Source organism: Hydrogenobaculum sp., assembly GCF_049967395.1.
In the GTDB taxonomy this organism is placed as follows: domain Bacteria; phylum Aquificota; class Aquificia; order Aquificales; family Aquificaceae; genus Hydrogenobaculum.
This window is the reverse complement of record NZ_JBMFST010000122.1, coordinates 1-794: the sequence shown is the minus strand read 5'-3', so window position 1 is coordinate 794 and position 794 is coordinate 1. Positions and strand designations below refer to the sequence as shown.

Genomic DNA, 794 nt, shown 5'->3' with positions numbered 1-794 from the left:
GAACGCTGTATGATAGAATCAAGAGTATCAAAATCTTAGAATTAACACCTGATTATGCCAAGGTATTTGTGACATTTCGATCCAGAGATATTGGGGATGACGACGAAACTGTTGTAAAGAATTGGGAAGGTACTTGGACTTTAGTGAAAGAAAACGGAAAATGGTATCTAGATAGATCTGATATAAGATTGGCTAATGGATACTATAAAAGACCTCTATATTAAAGGAATTTAATGTCAACTAGAAGATATTTTTTATATGTTTTTTTGTTTATCACGCTTTTAGCGTTATCTTTTATATATTTTATAGGATTAGATGATGCTTTTGCTAAAAATAAAAAGACTATACCTCATAAATTGATTTATACATCTGCTGTATCTAGTCCATTAGACAATAGGGAAAATCATCATATTGTTTATCAATATACTTCAACAAATGGACAGAACGTCATCAATGAACATGACATAGATTTAATAATAAAAAGAATGACTTTGCCACAGCTTGTAGGTCAAATGTTTTTCTCAAGTATAAACACTGAAATACCAAATCAAGAATTAGCTAATTTTTTAACAAACTATCACATAGGAGGAGTTATATTATTTGCTAATAATATAAGAAGCGTAAGACAAACTATAGAGCTAACAAATTTTATACAACGAAATTCTCCTATTGTATCAAGCCATAGGATAGATCTTTTCATAGGTACTGACCAAGAAGGTGGGCTTGTAAATAGATTAAAAACTATTATGCGTTCAAAATACACTCTCTCCGAATATCAAATGGGCAGATTATAT

2 protein-coding genes are annotated in these 794 nt (G+C 30.1%); both read left to right on the top strand.

The window, feature by feature from the left end:
- A partial coding sequence (locus ACP5S8_RS08475) for a hypothetical protein (RefSeq protein WP_461876500.1) occupies positions 1-224 on the top strand: 224 nt, incomplete at its 5' end.
- Positions 225-233: 9 nt separating this feature from the next.
- The coding region (locus tag ACP5S8_RS08470; protein ID WP_461876499.1) for a glycoside hydrolase family 3 N-terminal domain-containing protein at positions 234-794 on the top strand (561 nt) is incomplete at its 3' end.